Here is a 23,161-nt window from a genome sequence, read left to right as displayed (position 1 = left end):
CCACCAACAGGAGGTTTGCATGAGTATCACATCGTCCAGCATCTGCGCCGCCGCCGACGCCCTGCAGGGCCTGGTCGGCTACAACACCAGGAATCAACAGCACATCGTGCGTTTCAGCGAGGATTCCTTCGGCCTGGATGTGGCCGAGGACAGCATCCAGCCCTGTGCCGAGTTCGTCTGGCAGCCGCTCGAGGGCACGCTGATGACCCTCAGCCGGGCACGCCTGGGCCTGCTGCTGGAGCAGCGGATCGATGAGCGTCTGAACATTTCCGAGCCGCTGCGCGTCTACCTGCGCCGCAGCGACCTGCCGGAAATCATCGCCGAACGGCGCAGGGCCTGAAGCCTCGGGGGCTGGCATAATGCGCGCACCACGATGCTGTGCGAAGGACTGCAATCGATGCCCCTGCGGCGCCTGCCCTGGCTCCTGACCCTGCTGCTGATCGCCCTGCCCTGCCTGTCCGCGGAGGGGGTCTTGCGCTATCCGCGGGCGCCGGCCGGCGACGAGTTCCGCCCGGCCTACCCGCTGGCGCTGCTGCAGCTGGCCCTGGACCGGGCGGGCAGCCCGCTGCGCATCGAACCCTCGCAGCACCATATGGAACAGGGCCGCGCCCTGCTCGGCCTGGAGCAGAACGAAGCGGTGGACGTGGTCTGGACCATGACCAGCGTCGAGCGCGAGCGACGCCTGCTGCCGGTGCGCATCCCGCTGGACCGGGGGCTGTACGGCTGGCGCATCGCTCTCTTGCGCGCCGACCGGGCGCAGTTGCTGCGCGAAGTGCGCAGCCTGGAGGACCTGCGCAAGCTCAGCGCAGGACAGGGGCACGACTGGCCGGACACCCTGATTCTGCGCGGTCATGAGCTGCGCGTGGAGACCAGTTCCAGCTACGACAGCCTGTTCCTCATGCTGCAGGCCGGGCGCTTCGACTACTTCCCGCGCTCGGTGCTGGAGGCCCGCGCCGAGCTGCGCCACCAGAACTCTGCGGATCTGGTGCTGGACCGCCACCTGGTCCTGCACTACCCCACTGCGCTGTATTTCTTCTTCTCCAGGCAGCGCCCGGAGCTGGCCGAAACCGTGGAACTGGGCCTGGAAAAGGCCCTGGCCGACGGCTCCTTCGAGCACCTGTTCCTGCAGCACCACGGCGACGACCTGCGCCAGGCGAATCTGCAACAGCGCCGGGTCATCGAGCTGGACAACCCACTGCTGCCGCCGCAGACCCCGCTGCAGCGCCGGGAACTGTGGTATCAGCGCTGAGCGGCGACCTCGGTCGCATCGGCCTGCACCGCCGCCAGGGCGTTGCGGCTGTGGGCACCGAAGTGGCGGAACAGCTCGACCAGCAGAAGCTCCAGAGCCGGATCGGGCTGCACCGACTGCAGCCGGTTGCCTTCGCTGAAGCCACGGGCCGCACTGCCGCGTGCCATCCATTCACCGATCAGGGCATCGAACTCGTCGGCGCGGGCATGGGACTCGGCCGCCACCACCTGGGCCGCGTAGTCCACGCCGAAGGCCGGGTAGCCGGCATCGGCCTCGACCCGGGCATAGGCGCTCAGCAGCGGATGTTGCTCCTGGCCGTCCCGGAGCAGCGCCTGCATACGATCGAACTGATACTGCTCGATGGCGGTGTGACGGTCGGCCACGCGCTGGATCGCCGCCTCGCGCGCCTGCGGGTAGCCGGCCTCGGCCTTGGCCGCGATCAGCACCATGCCGGCGCTGCTCACCCCCGGCAGCACCCTGGCGTGGTAGGGCTGGGTGAGGTCCTGCAGGTAGTGCATGGCCCAGCCGAGGAAACGGTAGCCCCAGTAGGGGTGGCCGCTGGCGAAGGCCAGACGGGCCAGGCCGCTGTACTGGTAGATGCGCCAGTGCGGCAGGGTCTGCCCCAGGTAGGGCGCAGCGGCGAAGATCAGCGCCGCCTCGTGGTAGTAGCCGATATGGAACGGCGCCTGCGAGGAGTATTCGAAGCGCGCGTCGCCGAACGGCTGCGGGCCGAAGTTGTAGTGCTGCCCCGCCTCGCCGGGGTTGTCGCTGAACAGGTTGATGTCGTGGCCGTAGTCCGGCTCGTCCGCCGCGCTGGCCAGCACCTGCAGCGCCGGAACCGACTCGCCGGCGCGCAGGCCCAGGTAGCGCCAGTGGGTCCAGGGGCCGACCTTGTGGAACACCAGCACCTGGTCGCTGCCGAGCAGCGGCCGGCCGCCGGCATCCTGCCCCGGCAGCTGCTGGATGAAGCTGGCCAGCCGGACTTCGGGATTGATGCGCAGGGCCCGGAGGAAAGCGGCGCGGCGGTCGCCCGTGCCGGTGGCGCTCCAGCGCAGCGCATCCGGGCGCGCCGGGTAGTAGGCGAAATGCTCGCGGGCGAAGGCTTCCTGCTCGTCCAGCAGGCGCTCGAGGGCGATAGCCTGGTCGGCCAGGAAGGCCTCCAGCGGCTCAACGCGCACGTCCTGGTGCAGCTCGGGCCGGTCACGCAGGGCCAGCAGGCTGCCCAGGCTGTGGTTGGACCAGGCCAGGACCGGGGACGACAGGCAACTCAGCAATCCGGCACAGGCCAGCAGGGGTAGCAGCTTCACGGGCACTCCGATCTCCAGGGTCAGCGGCCTAGCCTACCCAGCCAGGGGCCAGGGAACACTGTCAGGCTGCGCCAGGCACACTCACCAATCGGGCATCACAACAGCAGCAGCGCCCCGCCCAGGGCCGCCGCCAACAGCACCAGGCCGAGGCCGAGCGGCAGCAGCGCCGCTCCGCGCTTGCCGGCCGGCGCCGGCGCGGCCTGAGCCTGGGCGGCCGCGCGCAGCGGATTGATGGTGGGCGCGGCACCGGGCCTGGACGCTTTGCCGGCCGCCGGCTTGGGCAGGTCGACGGCACGCACGAACAGGGTGGCGTCCTCGTTCTCCTCCTCCACCGCCTGCACCTCGACCCGCGGACCGATCACCAGCAGGGTCACCGAGCCCATGCGCACCTGGTCACCGGGCTTGAGCACGGCGGCGCCGGTCTTCTCGCCATTGACCAGCAGGCCATTGGCCGAGGCCAGGTCCTTGACCTCCAGCACATCGTCCTTGAGGAAGAACTCGCAGTGCCGGCGCGACAGCTGGGCATCGCTGAAGCACAGCTCGCACTTCACCGAGCGGCCGAAGGTCATGGAGCCGCTGACGTGGAACTTCTTGCCCTCGTGCTCACCCTGGATCACCTGCAGGAACCAGCGCTGGCTGGCCTCGTTGCGCGGCTTGGCCTTGGCCGGATCGCTCAGCTGCAGCTCCACTTCGCCAAGGCGCAGGCTGTCGCCGGAGCGCAACTGGTAGCGGCTGGCGATACGCTCGTCGTTGACGAAGGTGCCCAGCTCGCTGTCGCAGTCACTGACGTAGTAGAGGCCATTTTCCTGGCGGATCTCGGCATGGAAGGCGCTGATCCCGGCATCATCCAGGGCCAGGGTATTGCGCTTGTCGCGCCCGAGGGTGAAGCGTTCCTCGACCAGCCAGATGGGCGCCTGACGGCTGTCCTTGAAGTGCAGCTTGAGCATGGGTGGGTCCTGTCGGTCACTGGCCGAAGATATTGTTCCAGGCGCGCTTGAGCGGGTTGCTCTGGCGCTCCTGTTCCTCGCGCGCGGCCCGCTCGGCGGCCGCACGCGCACTGGCGGCACGGGCCTCGGCGAGCAGTTGCTGGTGCTCGCCGTGCATCCTCAGCAGCTCGGCATTCTGCGGCTCGGCCTCGAGGCCGCGCTCGATCATGGCCAGGGCACCGGGGAAGTCGCCACGCCGGTAGGCGCCCTTGGCCAGGTCGCGGTACAGCAGGGCCACGCGATTGAGGCCGGCCAGGGCATCGGCATTGTCCGGCGCCCAACCGAGAATCTGCCGGTAATAGTGCACGGCGCTGTCTTCGGCAGGCAGCAGCAAGCGCTTGTCGGCGATGCTGCGTTCGGCCAGCTGCAGATAGCGGGCGATGCGCGCGGCCAGCACGCGTTGCAGGCCATCGAGGGCGGCCGCGTGCTGCGGGTCGATCAGCAGGGCCTGGCGGAAATAGTGGTCGGCGTTGTCCCCGGCCGGCTCGGTCAGCAGGCCGTCAGCCAGGCGCTGCTCGGCCTGCTGCAGCAGCGCGCCGATGCGCACCTCGCGGATGCGCTGCAGACCGGCCAGGGCCTCGTCGCTGCCAGCGTCGATGGCCAGCACCTGGTTGAAGTAGTGCTCGGCACTGTCCTGCGCCGGCTCGCTCAGCTGGCCGGCGGCGAAGCGCTGCTCGGCCTGCTCGAGCAGCACGGCGATCTGCCGCTGCTGCTGGATATACAGGCCGGCCGAAGCCAGGGTACCGAGCAGCACCAGCACGCTCAGCACCACCAGCAGCGGCATGGCCGAACGGCGCTTGCGCGGCTTCTGCGCCACGGCTGCCGCCTCGGGCAGCGGCAGCGCCGGGCGCAGCTGGGTCTGCTCCAGGTCGCTCAGCTCCACCTCGTCCAGTGCGGCGAGCAGCGCGCGGCAGTCGGCGAAGCGCTCCTCGGGCTGCTTCGCCAGCATGCGTGCGAGCACGCCACGGAAGGCACCCAGGCTATCGGGCAGAGGTGGCGGCTCCATCTGCACGTGGTTGACCACGGTCTGGGTGTAGTTGCCGCCGCGATAGGGGTTGTTGCCGGTGAGCATCTCCAGAAGGATCACACCCAGGCTGTAGATGTCGCTGCGCGCGTCCAGGGGCTGGCATTGGGCCTGCTCCGGGCTGCTGTAGGCCGGGCTGCCGACGGCCACGCCGAACTGGGTCAGCTCGCTGTCGATGTCCACATCCTTGGCCACGCCGAAGTCGGTGAGCACGGCGGTACCGTCGCCGCGGAAGAGGATGTTGGCCGGCTTCACATCGCGGTGCACCAGGCCCTTGTCATGGACCACGGCCAGGCCGCTGGCGACCTGGCGGACGATCTGCAGGGCACGCTCGGGAGCGAACAGCTCGCCCTTGTGCCGGGCCAGGTCGCCGCCGGGGAGGAACTCCATGGCCAGGTAGTGGCGGCCATCGGCCAGCTGGTCGATATCGTGGATGGTGATGATCGACGGATGATTGAGCGAGGCGACTATGTGCGCTTCCTTGACGAAGCGCTGGCTGAAGGTCTGGTCCTCGGCACTGCGCAGCACCTTGATCGCCACCTTTCGATGCAGCGACTCCTGGGTGGCGAGGAAGACTTCGGCCATGCCGCCCTTGCCCAGCTGGCCGTGCACGCGATAACCGGGAATTTCAAGCAAAGTGTCGCTCATGGGATCTGCGTCGATGGTTAGTGCTTGCGCGATTGCAGCCAGCGGCTGATGAAGTTGCGCGGCCGGGCGTCGGTTGCCGCCGTGTCGGCCAGGCTGCGGCCCAGCACGATGCAGGAGATATTGTCTCTGCCGCCCTGCTGGTTGGCCAGCCCCACCAGCCGCTCGACCAGTTCGTCGAGGGTCGCGGCCGCGGCGCAGAGCGCCAGGATCTGCTCATCCTCCAGCTCGCCACTGAGGCCGTCGCTGCACAGCAGCAGCAACTCGCCGGGCGCCAGGCTGCCCTGTACGCGGCCGACCTCCAGGGCCTGCACGTCCTGCCCCAGGCACTGGGTGACGATGTTGCGCCGCGGATGCTGGCGGGCCTGCTCGGCGCTCATCTCGCCGGCGTCGATCATCGCCTGCACCCAGCTGTGGTCACGGGTCAGGCGCTCGATGCCGTCCAGGCTGATGCGGTAGGCGCGGCTGTCGCCGACCCAGGCCACCTCGAAGTCCGCCTCGGCGATGCGCACGGCCACCAGGGTGCTGCCCATGCGCCGCCCGCCCTCCTCCTGCACCGCAGCGAGAATGGCCCGGTTGGCGGCGTGGATGGCCTGTTCCAGGTCACTGCCGGTCTCGATCGCCTGCTGCAATTGTTCCAGGGCCAGGGCGCTGGCGACTTCGCCGCACTGGTGTCCGCCCATGCCATCGGCCACCGCCCACAGGCCGAGTCGCGGCTGGCACAGCACGGCGTCCTCGTTGTGCGCACGCACCCGCCCCGCGACGCTCTGCGCCGCATACACCAGGAACTGCTCGGTGAGCACTGCTGATTACCTCGCTTGTTGCACTGGCGTGCATGATGCTGCGCCGCGCCCCGCCTGTCAGCCCGAGGCGGTGGAACTGTTAAGCAGTCGAGCCTGGCCAGCGCCGTGCCACGATTGGCAGGCACGTAGCGATCGGTATGATGCGGCGCTTTTCGGGATGCCGTATCCATGCCCATGCGCTGTGCCCTGCTGTTGTTCTGCTGTTTCGCCCTGTCCGCCCTCGCCGCCCCACCGCGCACCTTCAGCGAAGCCAAGAAGATCGCCTGGCGGCTCTATGCCCCGCAGTCGCTGGAGTTCTATTGCGGCTGCCGCTATAGCGGCAAGCGGGTCGACCTGCACAGCTGCGGCTACCGGCCGCGCAAGAACCCGCAGCGCGCCGCCCGCATCGAATGGGAACACCTGGTACCGGCCTGGGTCATCGGCCACCAGCGCCGCTGCTGGCAGCAGGGCGGGCGCGCGCACTGTGCCCGCCACGACGCGACCTTCCGCCAGGCCGAGGCGGACCTGTTCAACCTGGTGCCGAGCATCGGCGAGATCAACGGCGACCGCAGCAACCTGCCCTTCGCCTGGCTGCCACAGCAGCCGAGCCAGTATGGCGCCTGCCCGATGGTGGTAGACTTCGAGGCCGGCAAGGCGATGCCGCGCCCGCGGGTACGCGGCATGATCGCGCGCACCTACTTCTACATGAGTCAGCGTTATGGCCTGCGCCTGTCGAGGCAGGAACGCCAGCTGTTCACGGCTTGGAGCCGGCACTACCCGGTGCAGCCCTGGGAGCGCCAACGCAACCAGCGCATTGCCTGCATCATGGGCTGGGGCAACCCTTTCGTCGGCGCCGTCGACCTGCGCCGCTGCCCCTGAAAGCCCGCCGTTTACCGGAAAAAAGCAGAAATCATTAGGCGATTGGGCCCTTTCCCTGTAGTGTGATCGGACTGTGCTGCATGTGTCATGGCTCCGACCCTCGGTTTCTTCGCTCTTTGCACTCAGTCATGGTCTGGGCAGTTCCAGCGCCATGTTCACTTTGTTCAAGGAGACATCCCATGTCCGTACGTCAAACCGGCACCGTCAAGTGGTTCAACGATGAGAAAGGCTTCGGCTTCATCACTCCGGAAAGCGGCGCCGACCTGTTCGTGCACTACCGCTCCATCCAGAGCAGCGGCTTCAAGAGCCTGAAGGAAGGCCAGCAGGTTTCCTTCATCGCCGTTCAAGGCCAGAAAGGCATGCAGGCTGACGAAGTTCAGGTCATCTGATCTTCTCGCCCGTAAAGGAACCGGCCTACGGGCCGGTTTTTTTATCCCCGCCATTTCGCTCAGTCATCCAACGATTCCTCAGGGGGAACCATGCGCGTCAAGAAGTCCACCCAGCAGCCCAAGCCACAACCGGCCGTGGAAACCCGCGAATCCCTCGAAGCGCAAGTCGCCGCCTTCCTCAACTCCGGTGGCGAGATCCAGCAGATCGCCAAGGGCGTCAGCGGCCAGACTTGGGGCACCCCCAGCCGCCAGATCACCCTGGGCAAGAAATAATACTGGCACTTTGCCTAGCAGTTCCTTGCCGATTGATTCAAAGCGCTGCATCCTTGACCGCATAACAACAAGCGGAGCCCAAGGCCCGAGAAAGCGCTGATGTTCAAGCGACTGCGCAACAACTTCCAGCTATCCATCATCACCCTGATGGGCATCATCGGCGTGCTCGGCATCACGCCCTATGCCATCTATCGCCTGCTGCAGGGCAATTACCTGGTAGGCATCGCCGATACCATCATAGTGCTGTCGACCCTGGCCGCCGTGGTCTACGCCTGGCGCACCGGCGACACGGAAAAACCCGGCCTGTACCTGGCCGGAGTCTTCTCCGTGGGCGCCACGCTGATCGCCATCAACCTGGGGGTCAACGGCCTGTTCTGGATCTACCCGCTGATCCTCTTCAACTTCTTCATGGTCTCGCCGGGCAAGGCGATAGTCGCCACCCTGCTGGTACTGGCCGGCCTGGTCGGCCACGCCCTCTGGGTGCCCGGCAGCGTGTTCGACAGCCACTACCAGATGGTCTCTTTCCTGGTGACCAACGCCATGGCCGGCGTGCTGACCTTCATCTTCGCCTACCGCACCCGCACCCAGCGCGACCAGCTGCAACTGCTGGCCATCCAGGACCCGCTTACCGGGGCGCGCAACCGCCGGGCGATGAACGAGGAACTGAAGATCGCCGTCGCCAGCAAGCGCCGTCACGGCCGCCCCTATGGCGTACTGGCAATGGACCTGGACCACTTCAAGCAGATCAACGACCTCTACGGCCACCACGCCGGCGACCAGGTACTGGTGGACTTCGTCCAGCTGATCAAGGCCGGCTCGCGCCAGGAAGACCGGCTGTTCCGCTTTGGCGGCGAGGAGTTCCTACTGCTCCTGCCGGACAGCGATGCCAAGGGCCTGGAAGCCGCGGCGCGGCACCTGCTGCAGAGCGTGCGCGACAACCTGCGCGGCCCCGGCGGGGCGGTGACGGTATCCATCGGCGGCGCCCTGCTGCGCCAGGACGAGCCCTGGAGCCTGTGGCTGCAGCGCGCCGACCAGTGCCTGTACCGGGCCAAGAGCGAGGGGCGCGACCGCATCATCATCGACGACGGCCGGACCAGCCCGGCCGGCCTGGACCTGACTACACTGTAGAGGTCAACCACGACCGCTCGGGGGAACCGGTCCGCAACGATGGGAGGTGTGCGATGAACCGGCATTACTACATCAGCGACAACCTGGACGACCTGGAGAAGCTGGAAAGCGAGCTCGAAGCCGGCGGCATCGCCACCGAGCAGATTCATGTGCTGAGCGAGCGGGACGCGGAAGTGGAGCAGCACCATCTGCACGACGTGCCCTCGATACTCAAGCAGGACATCGTCCACTCCGGGCGCATCGGCAGCCTGGTCGGGCTGGCACTGGCCGCACTGGTGCTGTTGCTGGCCTGGCTGAACGACTGGACCAGCAGCCCGGCAGGCTGGATTCCCTTCCTCTTCCTCGCCGCCGCCCTGTTCGGCTTCAGCCTCTGGGAAGGCAGCCTGTTCGGCCTGCAACGCCCCAACGAAGTCTTCCGCCGCTTCGCCGACAGGCTGCACGAAGGCAAGCATCTGTTCTTCGTGGATGTCAGCGCGGCCCAGGAGCCCATCCTCAACCAGACGATCGCCCGGCACCCGCGCCTGGAGCTGGCCGGTACCGGCCAGGCCAGTCCCGGCTGGGCCGTCAGCCTGCAGCATCGCCTGCACCAGCTGCGCAAAATGATGTGAACCAAGGCTAGACTGACTCTGGCGGCCCTGGGCCGTACAGACCCAAGGCCCGTCAGAGCTCATGAGAATTTGCCCGCAAGCGCTGGCGGCACTTCTGCTGCTATGCGCCGGAACTTCAAGCGCCGCACCGCTGAAACTGGTGACCGGTGATCAGTACCCACCCTTCACCGGGCAGGCACTGCCCAATGGCGGCATGCTCACCGAGCTGGTCCTGCTGGCGTTGCACGAGGCGAACCACCAGCCCCAACTGGCCTGGCTGCCCTGGAAACGCGGCTACCAGGCCACGCTCAAGGGCCAGTTCGATGCCACCTTCCCCTATCTGCCCTCGGCGGAGCGCGAGGCCGAATTCCTCTACTCCGCAGCGCTCTACGAAACCACCCAGAAAGTCTTCAGCCGCAGCGACCAGCCCCTGGAGCCTGACCAGCTGAGTGACAAGCGCCTGTGCCTGCCGCTCGGCTGGCAACCGCCAAAGCCTCTGCTGCCACTGCTGCAGTCAGGTCGCCTGCAGCGCCATGAGCCTCAGGACCTCAGCACCTGCGCCAGGCTGATCGCCCTGGGCCGCGACGACTTCTTCGTGGCCGACGACCTGCTCGGCCAGCGCGCCATCCGCCAGGCCGGCCTGGGCGTCGATGCACTGCGCGAATCCCGGGCGACCCTGGCGCGCAACAGCCTGCACCTGATCGTGCCGCGCAATCGCCCGGGGGCCAGGGAGCTGATCGCGCAGTTCGACGCTTCGCTACGCCGGCTGCGCGACAACGGCACCTATGCGCGCATCCTGCGCAGCCACCGCGAACACGCGCTCAACGCGCACTAGACCTCAACCACGCGCGGCAGCCGCGACGATCAGTTGCTTCATCTCGGCCACCGCCCCCTTGAAACCGACGAACAGGGCATGAGCGACGATGGCATGACCGATGTTCAGCTCGTGCACCCCGGCAATCGCCGCCACCGGCTCGACGTTGTGGTAGTGCAGGCCGTGGCCGGCATTGACGATCAGGCCATGGGCCAGGCCACAGGCCACGCCATCGCGGATGCGTGCCAGCTCACGAGCAGCCTCCTCGGGCGTGTGCGCATCGGCATAGCGACCAGTGTGCAGTTCGATGGCCGGCGCACCGATGCGCCGGGCCGCCTCGATCTGCCGCTCCTCGGCATCGATGAACAGCGACACCTCGCAGCCGAGCCTGGCCAGGCGCTGCACCGCCGCCAGGATGCGCGCCTCCTGGCCGGCCACATCCAGGCCGCCCTCGGTGGTCAGCTCCTGGCGGGTCTCGGGCACCAGGCAGACGTGTTCGGGACGGATGCGCTCGGCAAAGTCGAGCATGAAGTCGGTGACCCCCATCTCGAAGTTCATGCGCGTCTGCAGCACTTCCTTGAGCAGCAGCACGTCGCGCTCCTGGATGTGCCGGCGATCTTCGCGCAGGTGCACGGTGATGCCGTCGGCGCCGGCCTCCTCGGCATCCAGCGCGGCCTTGACCGGGTCCGGGTAGCGGGTGCCGCGGGCCTGGCGCAGGGTGGCGACGTGGTCGATGTTGACGCCGAGGAAGATACGGTTGGCTTCAGTCACGGGCAGGTTCCTTGAGAGTCATGAAGAGTTCGCGGCTGACCAGGGGTCGACCGCCCAAATGGGGGGCCAGGGCCTGGCGCATCAGGCGCTTGGCCGCGGCCAGGGCGCCGGCGGAGCTCCAGTCCGCCTCGGCCATGGCCAGCAGATCGGCACCCTGGAACAGGCCAGGCTGCAGCTGGCCCACCGGTTCCAGGCCAGCGTCCGGCAGCAGGCGATAGAGGCCATCAGGGGCGATCGGCTGGCCGGCGATATCGACATCCAGAGCGAAACCATAGCCCAGCTCGTCCAGCAGGCGCCATTCGAAGGCGCGCAGCAGCGGCTCCAGCGGCGGGTCGGCGGCCAGCGCCTGGAGGGTCAGGGCATAGTGATCGAACAGGGCGGGATGAGCATCCTCGGCCGGCAACAGGCGCAGCAGCAGCTCGTTCAGGTACATGCCGCTATACAGGGTCTGCCCCTGCAGCCAGTGCGCGATGCCGGAAGACTCCAGGCGGGCGACGTTCTTCAGCTCGCCACGCCCGCGCAGCTCCAACTCCAGCGGAGCGAAAGGTCGCGCCAGGCTGCCTGCCCTGCCCCGCGCAGCGCGCAGCACGGCGCGCAGGCGTCCCTCGGGCGTGAGGAAGTCGACCAGCGCGCTGGTTTCCTTATAGGGCCGGCTGTGCAGGACGAAGGCCGGAAACGCGCCGGAGAGCATGGGGTCAGAAGTCGGTGTAGCCCAGCGACCGCAGCGCGCGCTCGTCATCGGACCAGCCGCCCTTCACCTTGACCCAGAGGTTGAGCATCACCTTGGAGTCGAACATGGTTTCCATGTCCTTGCGCGCCTCCTGACCGATGCGTTTGATGCGCTCACCCTTGTCACCGATGATGATCTTCTTCTGCCCGTCACGCTCTACCAGGATCAGGCCGTGGATGTGCAGGATGCGGCCCTCCTGCTTGAACTCCTCGATCTCCACGGTGATCTGGTAGGGCAACTCGGCGCCGAGCTGGCGCATGATCTTCTCGCGGATCAACTCGGCAGCGAGAAAACGGCTGGAGCGATCGGTAATCTGGTCTTCCGGGTAGAAGTGCTCGGATTCCGGCAGGTTCTCGGCAACCAGGCGCTCCAGGGTATCCAGGTTCTGCCCATGCAGGGCGGAGATGGGCACCACCTCGGCCTGCGGCAGCTGCGTGGCCAGCCACTCCAGATGCGGCAGCAACTCGCTCTTGTCTTCCAGGCGGTCGGCCTTGTTCACCGCCAGCAGGATCGGGCACTTCACGTGCTGGACCTTCTCCAGCACCAGCTGATCCTCGTCGGTCCAGCGGGTACGGTCGACCACGAACACCACCACGTCGACGTCCTTGAGGGCGGTCGAGGCGCTGCGGTTCATGTAGCGATTGAGCGCCTTGTCGTTGTGCTTGTGCAAACCGGGCGTGTCGACATAGACGGCCTGCACCTCGCCCTCGGTCTTGATGCCGAGCATGTTGTGGCGGGTGGTCTGCGGCTTGCGCGAGGTGATCGCCAGCTTCTGCCCGAGGATATGGTTGAGCAGGGTCGACTTGCCCACATTGGGGCGACCGACGATGGCGACATAGCCACAACGGCTCACGGGTGCATCAGTCATGACTGTTCTCCACACCCAGCGCCACCAGCGCGGCGGCGGCGGCGACCTGCTCGGCGATGCGCCGGCTGGCGCCCTGCCCCTGGGTCTTGTCGTTCAATAGGGCCACTTCGCACTGGACGAAGAAGGTACGGCAATGCGGTTCGCCCTGGATATCCACCACCTCGTAGCGCGGCAGCTCGACGGCGCGCGACTGGAGGAACTCCTGCAGGCGGGTCTTGGGATCCTTGTTGGTATCGACCAGGGTCAGGCTGTCCAGTTCGTTGGCCAGCCAGGCCAGCACCCGCTCGCGCGCCACATCCATGCCGGCATCCAGGTAGATGGCGCCGATCAGCGCCTCGAGGGCGTCGGCGAGGATCGACTCGCGGCGGAAACCGCCACTTTTCAGCTCACCCGAGCCCAGGCGCAGGTATTCGCCCAACTCGAAACCGCGAGCCAGCACGGCCAGGGTCTCGCCCTTGACCAGCCGCGCACGCAGACGCGATAGCTGGCCCTCGCGCGCCTGCGGGAAACGCTCGAACAGCGCCTCGCCGGCCACGAAATTGAGAATGGCGTCGCCGAGGAACTCCAGACGCTCGTTGTTGCGCCCGGCAAAGCTGCGATGGGTCAGGGCCAGGAGCATCAGCTCCTGGTTCTGGAAACTATGGCCGAGCTGGCGCTCGAGGCGGGAGAGGGACTGGCTCACTGGGCGCGGACACGAAATTCTTTATCGAACCTGGCTACCAGGTCGAGATTCTGGATCAGCGACTCGCGCTTCTCATAACTGAGATGAACCTGAAAGTCCCTGTCTTCCAGCTTGATCGTCACTGCTTCTTTCAAGTTGATATCTCGGATGTTGTTAACCTGCATGCCTTTCTGCATATGTTCATAGAAGGCATTGACGGTGGATATCTCCAGCGAGGGATCTTTCTCCACCTCGGTAATCATCTTCTCCATGGCCATATAGTCCATGTAGTGCGGAAGCATCTTGAATGCCGTACTGGCAAAGAATGCTACCAGCGCCAGCACCATGAGCCAGCCGAGCAGGGACATACCTTTCTGCGAATGCGTAACCATCATGCGACCCCAATTTTCAGAGTTATTGTGCTGTCGTGACTATATATAGGCAGGCGCCGCTCGATTGAACAGCGCCGCACAGATTCGACTCGTCAGCGGATCAGGCCGACCCGGGAAAAGTGCGGCAGGCTGCGCAGCTTGGGATCGGGCCAGCTCATCCACACGGCAAAGGCCTTGCCGACGATGTTGCGGTCCGGAACCATGCCCCACTCCTCCTTCGGGATATGAGCATCGTTCCAGTAGCGGCTGTCGTTGGAATCGTCGCGGTTGTCGCCCATCATGAAGTAGTGCCCCTGGGGCACCACCCACTCGTCGCCGGGCTGGATATTGCGGTGCAGCTGCTTGCGAATCATGTGCTCCACCTCGCCCAGCTTCTCCCTGAACAGCAGCGCCCGCCCCAGGGAACCCGGTTCTTCGCCGATCAGGCTTTCCGCCACCGGAGTGCCGTTGACCAGCAAGCGCTTGCCCTGGGTGTAGCTGATACGGTCGCCCGGCAGGCCCACCACGCGCTTGATGTAGTTGATGCTCGGATTGCTCGGGTAGCGGAACACCATCACGTCGCCACGCTGCGGATCGCCGACCTCGACGATCTTGGTATCCACCACAGGCAGACGGATGCCATAGGCGAACTTGTTGACCAGGATGAAGTCGCCCACCTCCAGGGTCGGCTTCATCGAGCCCGAGGGAATCTGGAACGGCTCAAGCAGGAAGGAGCGCAGCACCAGGACGATGGCCAGCACCGGGAAGAAGGACTTGCCGTACTCGACCAGCAAGGGCTCCTTGTTCAGGCGTTGCAGAACCTGCTCGTCCGGCTCACCGACCTGGCCTTCGTAGGTGGCGATGGCGGCCCGTCGCCGCGGCGCCAGCAACAGCAGATCAAGCAGGGCTAACGCACCGCAAACCGCAACGGCGATGACCAGAATCAGCGGGAAGTTGAACGACATAGGGATTAGCTATCCACCTTGAGTACGGCCAGGAAGGCTTCCTGCGGGATTTCCACGCTGCCGACCTGCTTCATCCTTTTCTTACCGGCCTTCTGCTTCTCCAACAGCTTTTTCTTACGGCTGACGTCGCCGCCGTAGCACTTGGCCAATACATTCTTGCGCAGCGCCTTGACCGTGGTGCGGGCGATGATCTGGCCGCCGATGGCCGCCTGGATCGCCACGTCGAACATCTGCCGCGGGATCAGCTCCTTCATCTTCTCGGTCAGCACCCGACCCTTCTGATGGGCACGGTCACGATGCACGATCAGCGCCAGGGCGTCGACCTTCTCGCCGTTGATCATCACGTCCAGGCGTACCAGGTTGGCCGACTGGAAGCGATCGAAGCTGTAGTCCAGCGAGGCGTAGCCGCGGCTCACCGACTTCAGGCGATCGAAGAAGTCCAGTACTACCTCGTTCATCGGCAGGTCGTAGGACACCTGCACCTGGCTGCTGAGGAACTGCAGGTCGCGCTGCACGCCACGCTTCTCTATGCACAGGGTGATGACGTTGCCCAGGTGCTCCTGCGGTACCAGGATATTGGCGCGCACGATCGGCTCGCGCATGTCGAGGATACCGGCCGGGTCGGGCAGCTTGGACGGGTTGTCGACGTAGATCGTTTCGCCGTTCTTCATCTCCACTTCGAAGATCACGGTCGGCGCGGTGGTGATCAGGTCCAGGTCATACTCGCGCTCCAGGCGCTCCTGGATGATTTCCATGTGCAGCATGCCGAGGAAGCCGATGCGGAAGCCGAAGCCCAGGGCGTCGGAGCTTTCCGGCTCGTACTGCAGGGCGGCGTCGTTCAGGGTCAGCTTCTGCAGAGCTTCGCGGAAGTCCTCGAAGTCGTCGGAACTGACCGGGAAAAGGCCGGCATAGACCTGCGGCTTGACCCGCTTGAAGCCCGGCAGCACATCGACGTCCGGGGTGGTGGACAGGGTCAGGGTGTCGCCCACGGGGGCGCCGTGAATGTCCTTGATACCGGCGATGATGAAGCCCACCTCGCCGGCCTTGAGATCGGCGGTCTCGGTGTGTTTCGGCGTGAAGACGCCGACGCTGTCGACCTGGTGCATCTTGCCGGTCGACTTGACCAGGATCTTGTCACCCTTCTTCACCCGGCCGTGCTTGACCCGCACCAGGGAGACGACCCCCAGGTAGTTGTCGAACCAGGAGTCGATGATCAGCGCCTGCAGCGGCGCCCCGATATCGCCCTCCGGCGGCGGGATCACCTTGACCAGGTGCTCCAGCACGTCGATCACACCCATGCCACTCTTGGCGCTGCAGGGCACGGCGTCGGTGGCGTCGATGCCGATGATGTGCTCGATCTCGTCCTTGACCCGCTCCGGCTCAGCCTGGGGCAGGTCCATCTTGTTCAGCACCGGCATGACCTCCAGGCCCTGCTCGATGGCGGTGTAGCAGTTGGCAACGGACTGCGCCTCGACGCCCTGGCCGGCGTCCACCACCAGGATCGCGCCCTCGCAGGCGGCCAGGGAACGGCTCACCTCGTAGGTGAAGTCGACGTGGCCGGGGGTATCGATGAAGTTCAGCTGGTAGGTCCTGCCATCCTGCGCCGGATAATGCAGGGTCACGCTGTGCGCCTTGATGGTGATGCCGCGCTCGCGCTCCAGGTCCATGGAGTCGAGGACCTGGGCTTCCATCTCGCGGTCGGAGAGACCGCCACAGATCTGGATGAAGCGGTCGGCCAGGGTCGACTTGCCATGATCGATGTGGGCGATGATGGAGAAATTGCGGATATGACTCAGGTCACTCACGGATCAACACTCGAAAAGGCCGCGGGCAGGCTGCCCGCCGAAAAATAGCCGGGAATTCTACCCGATTGGCGAGCCTGACGTCACGCGACGCCGCCGGCGGCGGGCGCAAAAAGGGCGGCCACGGCCGCCCTTGTCACCCCTGGTGCGAAGCTACTCGGCCAGCTTGAAGGTGATGAAGCTCGCCCGCCCCTGGCGCAGCACGCGCATGGACACCGAACGGTTGACCGGCAGGGACTTGGCCACGTCGGTGAACTGCTTGGCCGATGCTATGGCCTGGTTGTTCAGATGGGTAATGACATCGCCGGGGCGCAGGCCGATCAGGGCCGCCGGGCCATTCTGTACTTCCTTGATGACCACGCCGCCACGCAGGTCGAGGGCCTTCTTCTGCTCGGCAGTCAGTTCGGCCACCGCCACCCCCAGGCGATTGCTGTTGCGCTCGACACCTTCAGTCTCGCCGACCGCCACCTCGTCGCCCTCCTCCGGCAACGCCCCGACGGCCAGCTCGATACGCTGGCGCTCGCCTTCGCGCACCACCTCCAGTTCGGCCTTGGCGCCAGGCTTGAGAGCCCCGACCAGATGCGGCAGATCGGCTGACATCACGATGGGCTGGCCATTGAGGCTGAGGATCACGTCACCCACCTGCAAGCCACCCTTGGCCGCCGGCCCATCCTCCAGAACCTGTGCCACCAGGGCCCCGGCCGGCTTGTCCAGACCGAAGGATTCGGCCAGGTCCTTGTTCACTTCCTGAATCACCACGCCAAGCCAGCCGCGACTGACCTTGCCCTCGGCCTTGAGCTGGTTGGCCACATCCATGGCCACGTCGATCGGAATGGCGAACGACAGCCCCATGAAGCCGCCGGAGCGAGTGAATATCTGCGAGTTGATGCCGACCACCTCGCCATCCAGATTGAACAGCGGACCGCCGGAGTTGCCCGGGTTGATCGCCACGTCGGTCTGGATGAAGGGCACATAGTTCTCGTTCGGCAGGCTGCGACCCTTGGCCGACACGATACCGGCAGTCACCGAATGATCGAAACCGAAGGGCGAGCCGATGGCCAGCACCCAGCTGCCGACCTTCAGCTCGTCGGACTTGCCCAGCTTGACCGTCGGCAACCCCTTGCCCTCGACCTTGAGCAGAGCCACGTCGGTACGCGGATCGGCACCGATCAGCTTGGCCTCGAGCTCGCTGCGATCGGACAGGCGCACAATGATCTCGTCGGCGTCGGCCACCACATGGTTGTTGGTCAGCACATAGCCATCAGCGGAAATGATAAAGCCCGACCCCAGCGACTGCGCCTCGCGCTGGCGCCCACCCGGAGCGCGCGGCATCTGCGGGATGCTGCGCTCGAAGAACTCGCGGAACATCGGCGGCAGCCCTTCCAGATCGGGAATCTGCCCCTGCATGGCGACTTCGCGCTGCGGCAGGTTCTGCCGGGTACTGATGTTCACCACCGCCGGCGAAGCCTCCTCCACCAGCTCGGTGAACTCCGGCAACTCGGCGCGCGCCAGGGACACCTGCCCCAACAGCAGCAGGGCACACAGACCGGACAACGAGGATCTCAGGCTAGGCATCGACTTCAGCTCCATCCACAGAAAACGGCAAGATAATCTCAGCAACCGGCCAGCAGCACGCGCACCACCACGGGCTGCAGCGCCGGCTCATGTGCGGTACGGCGGCTGCGCCAGCGCACCAGCAGCCAGCCCATGGCCAGCCCGGCAAAACCGGCGAGTATCACCAGCGGCTCGGCCAGCCCCCACTGTTGGGCCAGCACGGCAGCGGCAAACAGGCACAACAGCGGCAACAGGTAGACCAGCAGGGAACCACGCACCAGCAGCTCCTCGCGCACCCCTATCACCACCGCATCGCCAACCTGCAACTGCAGATCACAGAGCGCCCGCACCAGCCCGCGCTGGCGCCCGACGCCGAGCTTTTCCATCAAGCCCTGGCCACACCCCGCATTGGCCGAGCAGCTGGAGCAGGTGCTCCGGCGCAGCGTTTCCACCCAGACGGCGCCCGCCTCGACAGCCACGACTCGCCCCTGCTCCTCGATCACGGCGCCGACGCCTCGACGGCGCCAGCGGGCTGCATCGATAGCGCCACCCGCTCGGCCGTACCCAGGGGAATCTCGCCCACCACAGTGACCATCACGTCGCCATCGGCCGTGCTCATGCGCCGCGACACCACGGCGGTCGGACCCAGCTGGCTACGCGCATCCTCGGCACCGACGCCGCGCAGCGGCTCGAGAAAAACGGTGAAACGTGCCAGACCATCGCCATACAGGAGGCTCGCCACCGGCTCGGAGGATGCCGGACTGGTGCGCTGCAGGGCCTGGTTCAGCTCGAAGCCCGGCGGCACCCAGCCGGCCTTCCAGGAAGGCGGCAGCTCACTGACCTTATCCAGGCTCACGGCCTTGCAGGCACTGCCGGGTTGCAGGGCATCCTCCGCCAGCCGGTCGGCCAGTTGCAGGCTGACAAACTGGAAGCGCTCCAGCAGCTGGCCCTTTTCGTTGATCAGCAGGGACTTGAGCGGCAAGGCACTCTCTTCGTCCAGATGCAGTTCGAAGGCATAGCGATGCCTGTCACGCGGAACCAGGGCCAATACCGAGGCGGGCCGGCCGGCGACGCGCGAGCGCCCCAGCACGCGCAACTCGTAGAGTTTCTCCAGCTGCACTGCATCGAGATGGCGCGCCGGCCACTGCACGTCGGCCATCTGGTCGGCAAGTCCGCCGCTGACACACTGCGGACGACCATCGACCCTCAGCACTTCCTGCGGCGAACCATCGAGCTGTAGCAGACGCTCGGTGATGCCCGTCTCGCCACCGCGATGCCAGATGCCATGCGTGGAGAAGCTGCCGTTGCGCTCATAGACGAATGTGCCCTGAAAGCTCTGATGCTCGGCCCGGGCCAGACGCTGCAGCCAATCCTGCGCTTCAGCGGCCTGAACCTGAGCTGCCAGGCCGCCGCCGAGCAGGGCGATTAGCGGGAGTATGCGCATGCACCCTCTCAGCGATTTTCCAGACTGGCGGCACGCGCATAGGGCAAGGCGGAGTCCGCACCACTGGCGGCGGCCTGCTGGGCGTGCTGACGGAGATACGTAGGCAGTCGCTGCTCATGCCAGGAGGAGCCCGACTGTACGGGGCTCTGCTGCGCAGCGGCGCCCTCGCTGTAGCCGGCCAGCACGGCCGGACCCTGGACCTGCGGCAGCACCAGGCTGGGCTGGTTGCCCTGCTGGGCCAGCTGGGCCCCGGCCAGTTCGTCCTGGTTGTAGAAACGCACGCCGACCAGCACAGCCAGGGTTACCGAAGCCGCTACAGCGACACGCCCCAGCGTACGCCAGGGACCACGCACGGCCTTGGCCGGCAGCGCCTCGTCGGCCAGGGCGGCCGATACCGCGGCGGCAATATCCAGGCGCGGCTCCAGCAGCTCCTTGTGCATCACCGCACGGGCGAGCTGGTAACGCGACCAGGTGCCGCGCAACTCGGCATCGTCGCTGGCGGCCAGCACCCGACGCAGCTCCAGTTCGTCCGCTTCGTTATCCATCACCGCGGACAGCGATTCCTGCAGGGCTTCACGACTCATGGTGGTTCCTCTCTTGGCTGTCGCCGCTGTCTCAGGCTTCCTGCAACAGAGGTTGCAGGGCTTTATCGATGGCCTCGCGCGCCCGGAAGATCCGCGAACGCACGGTGCCGACCGGACACTGCATCACATTGGCAATGTCCTCGTAACTCAGGCCGTCGAACTCGCGCAGGGTCAGGGCCGTGCGCAGATCCTCCGGCAGTTGCTGGATGGTTCGGTGCACGGTGGCCTCGATCTCATCCCGCAACATGGCACGCTCCGGTGACTCGATGTCCTTCAGGGCGTGGTCACCCTCGTAGAACTCGGCATCCTCGGCACTTACATCACTGTCCGGCGGCCGACGGCCGCGCGAGACCAGATAGTTCTTCGCCGTGTTGATGGCGATGCGGTACAGCCAGGTGTAGAACGCACTGTCACCGCGGAAATTGCCCAAGGCACGATAGGCCTTGATGAAGGCCTCCTGCGCCACATCCTGGGCCTCGTGGCTGTCGTGAACGAAGCGCACCACCAGGCCGAGAATCTTGTGCTGATACTTGAGCACCAGCAGATCGAAGGCCCGCTTGTCACCGCGCTGCACCCGTAGGACCAGCTGCTGATCGTCTTCCTGGGCTAGCATGAATACTCCTCGTGCATATCGGAGGAGCTCTGCATCGGCCATTCTGTCGGTCTGCCAAGATAGACTCGGACGCTGCGCAAAAGTTCTCCCCTCCGAACAAGCCTCGCGGGCCACTGCGGCCACCCGGGGCATGGCGCCAGGGATTTGCCCTGGCGCCTGATGATCTGTTGACCGATATCGCGGCCGCGCTGAAGCGCCGCTCGCCCTCGGTGACTGCTTATGAAACCCGAACGACTAAGAAAGTTCCCGAACATTTTACTGGGTCATAAGCCAGCTATTGTGCCGCCCACCCCCTCTATATACTAGGCATAGCCGCTGTCACCCTCGGCAGTCCTTTTCGCGGAATCAGCAGTAGATGAGCCAACATTATCAGCACGACGTTCTGGTCATCGGCAGCGGCGCTGCCGGCCTGACCCTGGCCCTGACCCTGCCCGGGCACCTGCGCATCGCCGTGCTGAGCAAGGGCGACCTGGCCAACGGCTCCACTTTCTGGGCCCAGGGCGGGGTCGCCGCCGTGCTGGACGATGCCGACACCGTCGAATCCCATGTCGCCGACACCCTCAATGCCGGCGGTGGCCTGTGCCGCGAGGACGCCGTGCGTTTCACCGTCGAGCACAGTCGCGAAGCCATCCAGTGGCTGATCGAACAGGGCGTGCCCTTCACCCGCGACGACGAGCAGGAGCGCGAGGACGGCGGCTTCGAGTTCCACCTGACCCGCGAGGGTGGCCATAGCCACCGGCGCATCATCCATGCCGCCGATGCCACCGGCGCGGCGATCTTCAACACCCTGCTGCAGCAGACCCGCCAGCGCAGCAACATCGAGCTGCAGGAACAGCGGGTGGCGGTCGACCTGATCACCGAGCGCAAGCTCGGCCTGCCCGGCCAGCGCTGCCTGGGCGCCTACGTCCTGAACCGCACCAGCGGCGAAGTGGACACCTACCATGCGCGCTTCGTCATCCTCGCCACCGGCGGCGCGGCCAAGGTCTACCTCTACACCAGCAACCCGGACGGTGCCAGCGGCGACGGCATCGCCATGGCCTGGCGCGCCGGCTGCCGGGTCGGCAACCTGGAATTCAACCAGTTCCACCCGACCTGCCTGTACCACCCGCAGGCCAAGAGCTTCCTGATCACCGAGGCCCTGCGCGGCGAGGGCGCCCTGCTGCGCCTGCCCAACGGCGAGCGCTTCATGCCGCGCTTCGATGCACGCGAAGAACTGGCCCCGCGCGACATAGTCGCCCGCGCCATCGACCATGAAATGAAGCGCCTGGGTATCGACTGCGTGTACCTGGACATCAGCCACAAGCCGGCCGAGTTCGTGAAGTCGCACTTCCCCACCGTCTACGAGCGCTGCCTGGGCTTCGGTATCGACATCACCCGTCAGCCGATTCCGGTGGTGCCGGCGGCGCACTACACCTGCGGCGGCGTGGTCGTCGACCAGCATGGCCGCAGCGATGTGCCCGGCCTCTACGCCATCGGCGAAACCAGCTTCACCGGCCTGCACGGCGCCAACCGCATGGCCAGCAACTCGTTGCTGGAATGCTTCGTCTACGCCCGCTCGGCGGCCCAGGACATAGTCGCCCAGCTCGACCAGGTCGACATGCCGCAAACGCTGCCGACCTGGGACGCCAGCCAGGTGACCGACTCCGACGAGGACGTGATCATCGCGCACAACTGGGACGAGCTGCGGCGCTTCATGTGGGACTACGTCGGCATCGTGCGCACCAACAAGCGCCTGCAGCGCGCCCAGCACCGCGTGCGCCTGCTGCTCGACGAGATCGACGAGTTCTACAGCAACTACAAGGTCAGCCGCGACCTGATCGAGCTGCGCAACCTGGCCCAGGTCGCCGAGCTGATGATCGAGTCGGCCATGCGCCGCCACGAGAGCCGCGGCCTGCACTACACCCTGGACTACCCGGGCCTGCTGCCCGAGGCCCGCGACACTATCCTGGCGCCGCCCACCTACGCCGGCTGAACTTCAGACGCACGCGCAGGCGCCGGTGCACATCGCGCGGCAGAGCGTCGCGCGGGATACACAGCGCACGCGTACGCCGCTCGCCCTCCAGACGAAAACGCAGGATCACCGCCAGCTGCAGGGCCAGGCTGTCCGGGCGCAGCTGCACCGCCTGCCAGCTATCGCGCGCATTGAACAGCTGCCAGCCCGCCTCGTTGCGCCGCAGGCCGGTGAAGGCGGCCGGATGCCTGAGCAGCACCTGGCGCGGCAGCGTCCAGGCCGCCTGCGCCAGGCACAGGGCAGCGCCGAGCAGTGCGGCCCAGAGCGGCAAATCGATGAGAAACAGGGTGAGCAGCGCCAGGGCCAGCGCCGTCAGATAGAGCGCCAGCAGCAGGCGCGAGGCCTGCCAGTGGCATTCGAAGTGTTCACTTCGGCTGGACACGATCCAGGATCATGCGAACCATGCGCAGCAGATCGGGATCCTGCGGCTCGTCGCGCTGCATGAACCAGCCGAACATGTCCTGATCCTCGCACTCCAGCAGCTTGCGGTAGCGCGCCTGATCCTCGGCGTCCAGGCTGGGGTAGACCTCCTTGACGAAGGGCACCAGCAGCACATCCAGCTCCAGCATGCCGCGGCGGCTGTGCCAGAAGAGTCGGTTCAGTTCGGTCGCGTCGGCCATGCGGCAGGCTCCTGTGCAAAGGGGCGCAGTATAACGGCGCACGGCGCGCTCGGCACCCGCTGACAAGGTGCCGGACGGCCTCTATGATGACGGCCTGACTTATT

Annotated in this window: 27 protein-coding genes; 9 read left to right on the top strand and 18 right to left on the bottom strand. The window is 66.2% G+C overall.

The annotated features are described in order from the left end of the window. Nucleotides 1-19 precede the first annotated feature (19 nt). Together AAG092_RS18250 and AAG092_RS18245 are read left to right on the top strand one after the other, a co-directional pair. A complete protein-coding gene (locus AAG092_RS18250) occupies nucleotides 20-340 on the top strand; it encodes a DUF2025 family protein (protein WP_373387778.1) in 321 nt (106 codons plus the stop codon). A gap of 57 nt (nucleotides 341-397) precedes the next feature. After that, nucleotides 398-1,249 (top strand): substrate-binding periplasmic protein, encoded by an 852-nt coding sequence (locus AAG092_RS18245; protein ID WP_373387777.1) that lies wholly within the window; start codon nucleotides 398-400, stop codon nucleotides 1,247-1,249. Here the strand turns inward: AAG092_RS18245 and AAG092_RS18240 are convergent. The 4 genes from AAG092_RS18240 to AAG092_RS18225 all read right to left on the bottom strand — a co-directional run bounded on the left by AAG092_RS18240 (nucleotide 1,240) and on the right by AAG092_RS18225 (nucleotide 6,014). After that, the gene (locus tag AAG092_RS18240; RefSeq protein ID WP_373389617.1) at nucleotides 1,240-2,550 is read right to left on the bottom strand and encodes a phospholipase; all 1,311 of its coding nucleotides are present in this window, start codon (nucleotides 2,548-2,550) and stop codon (nucleotides 1,240-1,242) included. The two genes, AAG092_RS18245 and AAG092_RS18240, sit on opposite strands and share 10 nt — an antisense overlap. 101 nt (nucleotides 2,551-2,651) lie before the next feature. Then, nucleotides 2,652-3,503 carry an FHA domain-containing protein gene (locus AAG092_RS18235; protein WP_110682254.1) on the bottom strand — a complete coding sequence of 284 codons (852 nt, stop codon included), beginning with the start codon at nucleotides 3,501-3,503 and terminating at the stop codon, nucleotides 2,652-2,654. A 16-nt stretch (nucleotides 3,504-3,519) separates the two neighbouring features. Continuing rightward, on the bottom strand, nucleotides 3,520-5,214 hold the full coding sequence (locus AAG092_RS18230; protein WP_373387776.1) for a protein kinase: 1,695 nt from the start codon (nucleotides 5,212-5,214) through the stop codon (nucleotides 3,520-3,522). 17 nt (nucleotides 5,215-5,231) lie between these two features. Beyond that, nucleotides 5,232-6,014 (bottom strand): PP2C family serine/threonine-protein phosphatase, encoded by a 783-nt coding sequence (locus AAG092_RS18225; RefSeq protein ID WP_258371510.1) that lies wholly within the window; start codon nucleotides 6,012-6,014, stop codon nucleotides 5,232-5,234. A gap of 168 nt (nucleotides 6,015-6,182) precedes the next feature. Here AAG092_RS18225 and AAG092_RS18220 point away from each other — a divergent pair, with 168 nt between their 5' ends. The 6 genes from AAG092_RS18220 (at nucleotide 6,183) to AAG092_RS18195 (ending at nucleotide 10,084) form a co-directional block, all read left to right on the top strand. Then, nucleotides 6,183-6,872 (top strand): endonuclease, encoded by a 690-nt coding sequence (locus AAG092_RS18220; RefSeq protein ID WP_110682256.1) that lies wholly within the window; start codon nucleotides 6,183-6,185, stop codon nucleotides 6,870-6,872. 179 nt (nucleotides 6,873-7,051) lie between these two features. Further along, a complete protein-coding gene (locus tag AAG092_RS18215; protein WP_110682257.1) occupies nucleotides 7,052-7,261 on the top strand; it encodes a cold-shock protein in 210 nt (69 codons plus the stop codon). 90 nt (nucleotides 7,262-7,351) lie between these two features. Beyond that, on the top strand, nucleotides 7,352-7,534 hold the full coding sequence (locus tag AAG092_RS18210) for a hypothetical protein (RefSeq protein ID WP_110682258.1): 183 nt from the start codon (nucleotides 7,352-7,354) through the stop codon (nucleotides 7,532-7,534). A gap of 99 nt (nucleotides 7,535-7,633) precedes the next feature. Next, entirely contained in the window at nucleotides 7,634-8,662 is a 1,029-nt protein-coding gene (locus tag AAG092_RS18205) for a diguanylate cyclase domain-containing protein (protein ID WP_373387775.1), read from the top strand. Nucleotides 8,663-8,715: 53 nt separating this feature from the next. Then, nucleotides 8,716-9,270: a magnesium transporter gene (locus tag AAG092_RS18200; RefSeq protein ID WP_373387774.1), complete on the top strand. Its 555-nt coding sequence runs from the start codon at nucleotides 8,716-8,718 to the stop codon at nucleotides 9,268-9,270. A gap of 139 nt (nucleotides 9,271-9,409) precedes the next feature. Further along, nucleotides 9,410-10,084, top strand: a complete 675-nt coding sequence (locus tag AAG092_RS18195) for a substrate-binding periplasmic protein (protein WP_373387773.1) — start codon at nucleotides 9,410-9,412, stop codon at nucleotides 10,082-10,084. Nucleotides 10,085-10,087: 3 nt separating this feature from the next. Here AAG092_RS18195 and pdxJ read toward each other — a convergent pair whose 3' ends face one another. From pdxJ to rpoE, 12 genes are all read right to left on the bottom strand, one after another. Then, nucleotides 10,088-10,834 (bottom strand): pyridoxine 5'-phosphate synthase, encoded by a 747-nt coding sequence (gene pdxJ, locus AAG092_RS18190; RefSeq protein ID WP_373387771.1) that lies wholly within the window; start codon nucleotides 10,832-10,834, stop codon nucleotides 10,088-10,090. Beyond that, entirely contained in the window at nucleotides 10,827-11,525 is a 699-nt protein-coding gene (gene recO, locus AAG092_RS18185) for a DNA repair protein RecO (RefSeq protein WP_373387770.1), read from the bottom strand. Before recO ends, pdxJ begins: the two co-directional genes overlap by 8 nt. A 4-nt stretch (nucleotides 11,526-11,529) precedes the next feature. Then, nucleotides 11,530-12,432, bottom strand: a complete 903-nt coding sequence (gene era, locus AAG092_RS18180; RefSeq protein ID WP_373387769.1) for a GTPase Era — start codon at nucleotides 12,430-12,432, stop codon at nucleotides 11,530-11,532. Continuing rightward, nucleotides 12,425-13,114 carry a ribonuclease III gene (gene rnc / locus AAG092_RS18175; RefSeq protein WP_110682265.1) on the bottom strand — a complete coding sequence of 230 codons (690 nt, stop codon included), beginning with the start codon at nucleotides 13,112-13,114 and terminating at the stop codon, nucleotides 12,425-12,427. The genes era and rnc overlap by 8 nt, the downstream gene beginning before the upstream one ends. Further along, nucleotides 13,111-13,488 (bottom strand): DUF4845 domain-containing protein, encoded by a 378-nt coding sequence (locus AAG092_RS18170; RefSeq protein WP_373387768.1) that lies wholly within the window; start codon nucleotides 13,486-13,488, stop codon nucleotides 13,111-13,113. Before AAG092_RS18170 ends, rnc begins: the two co-directional genes overlap by 4 nt. Nucleotides 13,489-13,577: 89 nt before the next feature. Beyond that, nucleotides 13,578-14,429, bottom strand: a complete 852-nt coding sequence (gene lepB, locus AAG092_RS18165; protein ID WP_110682267.1) for a signal peptidase I — start codon at nucleotides 14,427-14,429, stop codon at nucleotides 13,578-13,580. A 5-nt stretch (nucleotides 14,430-14,434) separates the two neighbouring features. Then, complete coding sequence (lepA, locus tag AAG092_RS18160) at nucleotides 14,435-16,234, bottom strand: translation elongation factor 4 (protein ID WP_373387767.1); 1,800 nt, start codon at nucleotides 16,232-16,234, stop codon at nucleotides 14,435-14,437. Nucleotides 16,235-16,384: 150 nt separating this feature from the next. After that, complete coding sequence (locus AAG092_RS18155; protein WP_373387766.1) at nucleotides 16,385-17,806, bottom strand: DegQ family serine endoprotease; 1,422 nt, start codon at nucleotides 17,804-17,806, stop codon at nucleotides 16,385-16,387. Nucleotides 17,807-17,844: 38 nt separating this feature from the next. After that, entirely contained in the window at nucleotides 17,845-18,288 is a 444-nt protein-coding gene (locus tag AAG092_RS18150; RefSeq protein ID WP_110682270.1) for a SoxR reducing system RseC family protein, read from the bottom strand. Then, a complete protein-coding gene (locus AAG092_RS18145) occupies nucleotides 18,285-19,229 on the bottom strand; it encodes a MucB/RseB C-terminal domain-containing protein (RefSeq protein WP_373387765.1) in 945 nt (314 codons plus the stop codon). The genes AAG092_RS18150 and AAG092_RS18145 overlap by 4 nt, the downstream gene beginning before the upstream one ends. Nucleotides 19,230-19,237: 8 nt before the next feature. Continuing rightward, nucleotides 19,238-19,813, bottom strand: a complete 576-nt coding sequence (locus AAG092_RS18140; RefSeq protein ID WP_110682272.1) for a sigma-E factor negative regulatory protein — start codon at nucleotides 19,811-19,813, stop codon at nucleotides 19,238-19,240. Nucleotides 19,814-19,844: 31 nt separating this feature from the next. Beyond that, nucleotides 19,845-20,426, bottom strand: coding sequence for an RNA polymerase sigma factor RpoE (rpoE, locus tag AAG092_RS18135; RefSeq protein WP_110682273.1), 582 nt, complete (start codon nucleotides 20,424-20,426; stop codon nucleotides 19,845-19,847). A gap of 355 nt (nucleotides 20,427-20,781) precedes the next feature. Here rpoE and nadB point away from each other — a divergent pair, with 355 nt between their 5' ends. Then, the gene (gene nadB, locus AAG092_RS18130; protein WP_373387764.1) at nucleotides 20,782-22,398 is read left to right on the top strand and encodes an L-aspartate oxidase; all 1,617 of its coding nucleotides are present in this window, start codon (nucleotides 20,782-20,784) and stop codon (nucleotides 22,396-22,398) included. Here nadB and AAG092_RS18125 read toward each other — a convergent pair. Then, a complete protein-coding gene (locus AAG092_RS18125; protein WP_373387763.1) occupies nucleotides 22,367-22,819 on the bottom strand; it encodes a protein YgfX in 453 nt (150 codons plus the stop codon). The two genes, nadB and AAG092_RS18125, sit on opposite strands and share 32 nt — an antisense overlap. Next, a complete protein-coding gene (locus tag AAG092_RS18120; RefSeq protein WP_110682276.1) occupies nucleotides 22,803-23,057 on the bottom strand; it encodes a succinate dehydrogenase assembly factor 2 in 255 nt (84 codons plus the stop codon). Before AAG092_RS18120 ends, AAG092_RS18125 begins: the two co-directional genes overlap by 17 nt. Nucleotides 23,058-23,161: the final 104 nt, after the last annotated feature.

This window comes from Pseudomonas alcaligenes (assembly GCF_041729615.1).
GTDB lineage: Bacteria > Pseudomonadota > Gammaproteobacteria > Pseudomonadales > Pseudomonadaceae > Aquipseudomonas > Aquipseudomonas alcaligenes_B.
The sequence above is the reverse complement of the archived record's forward strand: the minus strand, read 5'-3'. Positions and strand labels throughout refer to the sequence as shown.

Bases quoted from the DNA above. Each gene is read 5' to 3' on its own strand.
- AAG092_RS18220 (WP_110682256.1), top strand. From the start codon at position 6,183: ATGCCCATGCGCTGTGCCCTGCTGTTGTTCTGCTGTTTCGCCCTGTCC.
- AAG092_RS18140 (WP_110682272.1), bottom strand. From the start codon at position 19,813: ATGAGTCGTGAAGCCCTGCAGGAATCGCTGTCCGCGGTGATGGATAAC.
- era (WP_373387769.1), bottom strand. From the start codon at position 12,432: ATGACTGATGCACCCGTGAGCCGTTGTGGCTATGTCGCCATCGTCGGT.
- nadB (WP_373387764.1), top strand. From the start codon at position 20,782: ATGAGCCAACATTATCAGCACGACGTTCTGGTCATCGGCAGCGGCGCT.
- AAG092_RS18145 (WP_373387765.1), bottom strand. From the start codon at position 19,229: ATGCGCATACTCCCGCTAATCGCCCTGCTCGGCGGCGGCCTGGCAGCT.
- AAG092_RS18170 (WP_373387768.1), bottom strand. From the start codon at position 13,488: ATGATGGTTACGCATTCGCAGAAAGGTATGTCCCTGCTCGGCTGGCTC.
- AAG092_RS18245 (WP_373387777.1), top strand. From the start codon at position 398: ATGCCCCTGCGGCGCCTGCCCTGGCTCCTGACCCTGCTGCTGATCGCC.
- recO (WP_373387770.1), bottom strand. From the start codon at position 11,525: ATGCTCTCCGGCGCGTTTCCGGCCTTCGTCCTGCACAGCCGGCCCTAT.
- AAG092_RS18205 (WP_373387775.1), top strand. From the start codon at position 7,634: ATGTTCAAGCGACTGCGCAACAACTTCCAGCTATCCATCATCACCCTG.
- AAG092_RS18235 (WP_110682254.1), bottom strand. From the start codon at position 3,503: ATGCTCAAGCTGCACTTCAAGGACAGCCGTCAGGCGCCCATCTGGCTG.
- AAG092_RS18120 (WP_110682276.1), bottom strand. From the start codon at position 23,057: ATGGCCGACGCGACCGAACTGAACCGACTCTTCTGGCACAGCCGCCGC.
- AAG092_RS18200 (WP_373387774.1), top strand. From the start codon at position 8,716: ATGAACCGGCATTACTACATCAGCGACAACCTGGACGACCTGGAGAAG.
- AAG092_RS18230 (WP_373387776.1), bottom strand. From the start codon at position 5,214: ATGAGCGACACTTTGCTTGAAATTCCCGGTTATCGCGTGCACGGCCAG.
- rpoE (WP_110682273.1), bottom strand. From the start codon at position 20,426: ATGCTAGCCCAGGAAGACGATCAGCAGCTGGTCCTACGGGTGCAGCGC.
- AAG092_RS18210 (WP_110682258.1), top strand. From the start codon at position 7,352: ATGCGCGTCAAGAAGTCCACCCAGCAGCCCAAGCCACAACCGGCCGTG.
- AAG092_RS18215 (WP_110682257.1), top strand. From the start codon at position 7,052: ATGTCCGTACGTCAAACCGGCACCGTCAAGTGGTTCAACGATGAGAAA.
- AAG092_RS18250 (WP_373387778.1), top strand. From the start codon at position 20: ATGAGTATCACATCGTCCAGCATCTGCGCCGCCGCCGACGCCCTGCAG.
- lepB (WP_110682267.1), bottom strand. From the start codon at position 14,429: ATGTCGTTCAACTTCCCGCTGATTCTGGTCATCGCCGTTGCGGTTTGC.
- AAG092_RS18155 (WP_373387766.1), bottom strand. From the start codon at position 17,806: ATGCCTAGCCTGAGATCCTCGTTGTCCGGTCTGTGTGCCCTGCTGCTG.